General features: G+C 46.0%; 1 protein-coding gene. It reads right to left on the bottom strand.

All coding sequences use genetic code 11. The features are described from left to right. Window positions 1–47 precede the first annotated feature (47 nt). Window positions 48–1,192 (bottom strand): IS3 family transposase gene (locus tag OIU26_RS25795; protein WP_264218416.1). Its coding sequence is split into 2 segments (ribosomal slippage): window positions 48–919 and window positions 919–1,192, totalling 1,146 coding nucleotides; the frame shifts between segments, so codons are not numbered across the junction. Window positions 1,193–1,287 lie beyond the last annotated feature (95 nt).

The raw sequence follows: 1,287 nt of genomic DNA, 5'->3' as shown, positions 1-1,287 counted from the left end.
GGGACTGACCCCCGTTTGTGAGACAGGGATCAAAACACCTTCCAAGTTTAAGCAGCCAGTTGTCGGAAATGAACCGGCGACTGGTTGTTTAGTTTTGTTTGAATGCGAATTGAGTTATAGTAAAGGATGTACTCTCGAACGGTCTGCTCGACGATTGCCGTCGTCGTACAGGTTAAACCTTCGAGGTAGAACGTTTCAGACTTTAGTGTGGAATGAAACGATTCGATGGGGGCATTATCAGCAGGCGTTCCTTTACGGGACATACTCATGGTAATGCCTTTTCCTTTTACCGCTTCCTGGTAGGCCAAGGATGTGTAGACGCTGCCTTGATCGCTATGAAGTATTGCACCTGGTAGAGATGGCAACTGACCAAGGGTATCAAGCACAAATGCGGTGTCCTGCTTGTCAGCTATACTGTATGCCACAATCTCTCCGTTAAACAAGTCTAAAATACTCGACAGATACAACATTTTTCCTCCAAATGGCAAATACGTAATGTCTGTTACAAGTTTTTGCATAGGCGTATCTGCTTCAAACTGTCGCTTTAGCAGATGCCCCGCGATATGAATGGGTTGCCCAGTAGGTTTCCGTTTCTTCGCTTTGACACGACATTGCAGCCCTTCACGCTGCATAATCCGTTGCACGCGTTTGTGGTTTACCGCATACTCCCTCCGAAGCAAGGCGGTGATTTTCCGGTATCCATAACGATATTTATGCTGGATACAGAGTTCGCGGATTTTCTCTACCAAGTGGTCCTCAAGTTTGCTCACATACTCCGCCTTCCAGCGATAGTACGTGGCGCGAGAGATTCCTATCCATGCACAAGCTTGCTTCACACTCACTTCCCCTCGGATCGACTCTATCCACTCCATTACGATCTTTGACGATACCTCCTCTCCAGTACCCTGTACTTTTTTAGCAACTCTAGTTGTTGTCTCAAAAACCTGTTCTCAGCCTGGACCTTCTCTAATTCCGAAGTGTATTCGGGTCCTTTGCCGTAGCTGTATTGTTTGCCTACAGGCTGCTCTAAACGGTTTTGCTCGCCACTACGGTACCATCTCATCCAAGTTTCCACTTGTGTCTTGTTTCGTATGTTTAATTGCTCCATGATTTCTTTGACTGGTATACCAGCCATTCTCATTTCAATCGCCTTCATTTTAACCTCTAATGGATAACTGACTCTTGTTGCCAACGAAAAAACACCTCCAAGGTTGTCTCCATATCTTACGACATGGTTGCATTCTCTTGAAGGTGTTTTGATTTGTCTCACGTTAAGGGGTCAGTCCC

It is taken from the genome of Paenibacillus sp. BT-177 (assembly GCF_025846815.2).
Taxonomy (GTDB): domain Bacteria; phylum Bacillota; class Bacilli; order Paenibacillales; family Paenibacillaceae; genus Paenibacillus; species Paenibacillus polymyxa_C.
The sequence above is the reverse complement of the archived record's forward strand: the minus strand, read 5'-3'. Positions and strand labels throughout refer to the sequence as shown.